This window comes from Thioclava dalianensis (genome assembly GCF_000715505.1).
In the GTDB taxonomy this organism is placed as follows: domain Bacteria; phylum Pseudomonadota; class Alphaproteobacteria; order Rhodobacterales; family Rhodobacteraceae; genus Thioclava; species Thioclava dalianensis.
This window is the reverse complement of record NZ_JHEH01000071.1, coordinates 1-4,812: the sequence shown is the minus strand read 5'-3', so window position 1 is coordinate 4,812 and position 4,812 is coordinate 1. Positions and strand designations below refer to the sequence as shown.

Annotated in this window: 3 protein-coding genes; 2 read left to right on the top strand and 1 reads right to left on the bottom strand. The window is 65.0% G+C overall.

Going from position 1 to position 4,812, the window contains the following annotated elements:
• Nucleotides 1-257 precede the first annotated feature (257 nt).
• Nucleotides 258-554: a hypothetical protein gene (locus DL1_RS20320; RefSeq protein WP_038070134.1), complete on the bottom strand. Its 297-nt coding sequence runs from the start codon at nt 552-554 to the stop codon at nt 258-260.
• A 177-nt stretch (nt 555-731) separates the two neighbouring features.
• Between DL1_RS20320 and DL1_RS22385 the strand changes: the two genes are divergently transcribed.
• The gene (locus tag DL1_RS22385; protein WP_428837389.1) at nt 732-1,586 is read left to right on the top strand and encodes a hypothetical protein; all 855 of its coding nucleotides are present in this window, start codon (nt 732-734) and stop codon (nt 1,584-1,586) included.
• Between the two features lie 303 nt (nt 1,587-1,889).
• Nucleotides 1,890-4,812: strawberry notch family protein (locus DL1_RS20315; RefSeq protein WP_428837390.1), on the top strand; the 2,923-nt coding region annotated here is incomplete at its 3' end.

Genomic DNA, 4,812 nt, shown 5'->3' with positions numbered 1-4,812 from the left:
TGGGACACCGCACTACTCGATTGCGGCTGTCGGCTGACAAGTTACAGCGCATGCGCCTTTGGGGGTCCGAAAAAATGAAACAGGCAAACGACAACAGCGCGGACGTCACGAACTTGAAGCCATGTGACCATCAGCCGTTCTTTGAGGCGTTGGACTGTCCGCCCCCACCGACCGACGCACTACGAGCAGCGTTTCGTAGGCGGAAGGAAGCCTTGGTGGATTCGTGCGCCGACTCGCCATCCACCAACTGACACCCATCACTTATTCCCGTCGATCCACTTCGACATGAGCCCCTTGTCGCGGAAGCATTCGTCCGGAACGGCGCGCCGTTTGATCCGGGCGAGTTTCTCCGCGAAGGCTACTTGCTTGGACGTGGGCAGCCGGTCCATGTCCGATACAGGCTTCAGCCGGGCCTGAACCTCGATCCAAGCGCTCAAAGATCGCCGGTCTTGCTGAACCTCCCAGAGCAGGAGCGTCCGGTTGCGCAGGGCGAGCGACCGCGCATAGGCAATCTGCTTGGGTGTTACGGGCAGGGCGCGGGTGCTGCTTTCCATGGTGGAACCCCCTTTCTGGCTTGGCTCTGAAAATAGAACATAACAAGAACAAAATCAAGCCAAGCGTCGGGAACACCTTGGTGCGAGAGGGAGAGAGGGGCCGGGAAAGATCAGGTCCGAGGCTGCCCGAGAGAGGGAGTCCGGGCCTGATCCTGTCCTTCATTCCGGAGTTTCCCGATGACCCATCTTGCCCCTGGTGCGCAGGCGTCCTTGCCTGCGCCCATTGTCCCGTTGGCAGCAAATCCTGCCTCTGCGATCGTTGCTGTTGCCGAAGCGCTGCAGCCCGATCTGGCGCAAGGGCTTCAGATCGACGCGCTGCGCCTGCGCCGCGAGATGGAACATGCCTTTGGCGGTTCCGATGCGACCGGTGCTTGGGACTGGAAGCTCGCCTATGAGGCGGGCGAGGTGGCGCTGGTCCTCTTTCTGCGAAAGTTCGGTCGGGCGCTGCTTGCGCGTGCCGGCTCGCCTGCGGCGCTGTTGCCGATCCTCGCCAAGGTGGCAGGTCTCTTGCCCACGCACACCCGGCGGTCGGAAGAGATGGAGCGGTTTCAGCAATTCAGCACGCCCTTGCCCATGGGACTGGCGGCACTGGCGGCAGCACAGATCACGCCCCGCGACCTGGTCCTCGAGCCGTCTGCCGGGACCGGGCTCCTGGCGATCCTTGCCGAGATCGCGGGCGGCAATCTTTCGCTGAACGAGCTGGCCGAAACCCGCGTCGATCTCCTTCGGCTGCTTTTCCCGGGCCGACCGGTCACCCGGTTCGATGCCGCGCAGATCGATGATCATCTCGACGCCTCCTCAAGCCCGAGCGTCATCCTGATGAACCCGCCCTTCTCGGCCCAAGCCAATGTCGATGGTCGGTCGACCGAGGCGACGGCCCGGCATCTGCGCTCGTCGCTCGCGCGCCTGGCCCCCGGCGGGCGGCTCGTCGCCATCACAGGGGCCGGTTTCGCGCCGGATGCGCCGGCCTCGGCCGAGACCTTCGGCCGTATGACCGAGACGGCCCATCTCGTCTTCACCAGCGCGGTGTAGGGCGCCGCTTTCGCCAAGCACGGCACCAGCTTCGAGACGCGGATTTCTGTCTTCGACAAATGCCGCGGCGGCGAGCCGGGCGGCACCACCGCAGACCTGCGCCAACCCATGTCTAGGGACGTGGCGCATCTGATGTCCCGGGTCACTGCAGAGATTCCGCCGCGCCTCGAACTGGAACAGGCCGCAAATGCAGGTCTGTTCCATTCTTCCCTCTTCCCGGGAAGTCCTGCCCGCGCCACACACACAACCACCAGCCGATCGCGCGCGACCTCTGCGGCTAAAATGGCGAAACCCGAAACGCCGATTGAGGCCGAAGAACTGTACTACGCTCTCCGCGACGCCGCCGAGGACGAAGATGCCGCACGGCTGTCCGACGCGATCTACGAGACCTTCCGTCTGCAGGCTATCGACATCCCAGACGCCGCATCGCACCCGACCAAGCTTGTGCAATCGGCGGCCATGGCCTCTGTCGCACCTCCGAAACCGAGCTATCGCCCCAAGCTTCCGGCGACCATCCTGCGCGACGGCCTGCTGTCAGACGCGCAGCTCGAGACCGTCATCTATGCGGGGGAGGCGCATGGCGCGCATCTCACGGGGTCTTGGACCGCGGATGAGACCGGAGACGTGGTCTCCGCTGCAGCGGACGATGCCGCTGACGCCGTCCACTTCCGCCGGGGTTTCTTCCTCGGCGATGGCACCGGGGCGGGCAAGGGCCGCCAGTCGGCCGGGATCCTGCTCGACAACTGGGCCCGAGGAAGACGCAAGGCGCTGTGGATCTCAAAGAGCGACAAGCTGCTGGAAGATGCGCAGCGCGACTGGTCGGCGCTCGGGCAGGAGCGCCTGCTGGTCACGCCGCTCTCGCGCTTTGCCCAAGGCCGCGACATCCCGCTTACCGAGGGCATTCTCTTCACCACCTATGCGACGCTGCGTTCGGAAGAACGAGGTGGGAAGAAATCCCGCGTCGACCAGATCGTCGACTGGCTCGGGGCAGATTTCGACGGGGTGATCCTCTTCGACGAAAGCCATGCCATGGCCAATGCCGCCGGCGGCAAAGGCGAGCGCGGCGATACCATGGCCTCGCAGCAGGGCAGGGCGGGCCTGCGCCTTCAATACAAACTTCCGAATGCCCGCGTGGTCTATGTCTCGGCGACGGGGGCGACGACGGTTCACAACCTCGCCTATGCGCAGCGGCTCGGTCTTTGGGGTGGGGAAGACTTTCCGTTCGCCACCCGCGCGGAATTCGTCGAGGCCATCGAGGCAGGCGGCGTCGCCGCGATGGAGGTCCTCGCCCGCGACCTGCGGTCGCTTGGCCTCTACACCGCCCGGTCGCTTTCCTATGACGGTGTCGAGTACGAGATGCTCGAGCATGCGCTGACCCCCGAGCAGTGCGGCATCTACGATGCCTATGCCGGGGCCTTCGCCATTATCCACAACAACCTTGCCGCCGCAATGGAGGCGGCCAACATCACGGGTGACAGCGGCACTCTGAACCGCCAGGCCAAATCCGCCGCTCGCTCGGCCTTCGAGAGCGCCAAGCAGCGCTTCTTCGGCCATCTGTTGACCAGCATGAAAACCCCCACCCTCATTTCCAGCATCGAGGCTGATCTCGCGGCAGGCCATGCGGCCGTCATCCAGATCGTCTCGACCGGCGAGGCGCTGATGGAACGCCGTCTCTCGGAGATTCCGACCGAGGAATGGAACGACATCCGCGTCGACATCACTCCCAGGGAATATGTGCTGGACTACCTCGCCCATTCCTTCCCGGTGCAGCTCTACGAGCCGTTCACCGACAGTGAGGGCAATCTGTCTTCCCGACCGGTCGTCCGCGATGGTCAGCCGGTCGAATGCCGCGAGGCAGCACGCAGGCGCGATGCGCTGATCGAGAAGCTGGCGTCACTGCCGCCCGTCCCGGGCGCGCTCGACCAGATCGTGCAGCGCTTCGGCACCGATCTCGTGGCCGAGGTCACGGGCCGCTCGCGCCGCATCGTTCGCAAGGGCGAGGGTCCTGCCGCGCGGCTTGTCGTGGAAAGCCGAGCCGGATCGGCCAACCTCGCGGAAACCGCCGCTTTCATGGATGACCAGAAGCGCATCCTGATCTTCTCCGACGCGGGCGGCACGGGGCGCAGCTATCACGCCGATCTCGGGGCCAAGAACCAGCGCCTGCGGGTCCATTACCTTCTGGAACCGGGCTGGAAGGCGGATGCTGCCATCCAGGGCCTCGGGCGGACGAACCGCACCAATCAGGCGCAGCCGCCGCTGTTCCGGCCTGTGGCCACCGATGTGAAAGCAGAGAAGCGGTTCCTCTCCACCATCGCCCGTCGTCTCGACACGCTGGGGGCCATCACGCGCGGCCAGCGCCAGACCGGCGGGCAGGGGCTGTTCCGACCCGAGGACAACCTCGAAAGCCCATACGCCCGTGATGCTTTGCGCCAACTCTACCGTCGTATCTATCGCGGCGATGTCGCGGGCTGCTCGCTCGGCGCTTTCGAGGATGCCACCGGTCTCAGCCTTACCGATGACAATGGTCTGAAGGACGAGTTGCCGCCGATCACGACCTTCCTCAATCGTCTGCTCGCGTTGACGATCAACATGCAGGCCGTGCTCTTCTCGGCTTTCGAGGAATTGCTCGATCAACGGATCGAGGGGGCCATCGCCGCCGGGGTCTATGACCTCGGCCTCGAGACGCTGCGCGCCGAGAGCTTCCGCGTAACCGATGCAAGGGTCATCTACACCCATCTCGGTTCTGGCGCAGAAACCCAGCTTTTGACCATCGCGGAAAAGCGGCGCAATGCTCCGACGTCCCTCGCAGATGCGCTCGACTGGCTCGATGACCCGAAGGCGCGGCTTCTGGTCAACAGCCGCTCGGGCCGGGCCGCGGTGCAGGTGCCCGCCACCAGCCTAATGCTGGATGATGGCACCATCGAGCCACGCCTCAGGCTGATCCGGCCGACCGAGGCCAGCACTGTCCCGGCCAAGCTGATGGAGGACACCCATTGGCTCGAGGCCGACCGCGCGGCCTTCACCGCCGCATGGAATTCCGAACTGGCTGAAGTGCCCGAGTTCTCGGAATCCACGCTGCACATCGTGGCGGGCCTGCTGCTGCCGATCTGGAAGCAGCTCCCCCAGGACGAAACCCGCGTCTACCGGCTGCAGACCGATGACGGTCAGCGCATCATCGGCCGCCGTGTCTCGCCCGCCTGGGTCGCGATCACGCTTGCGAGTGACG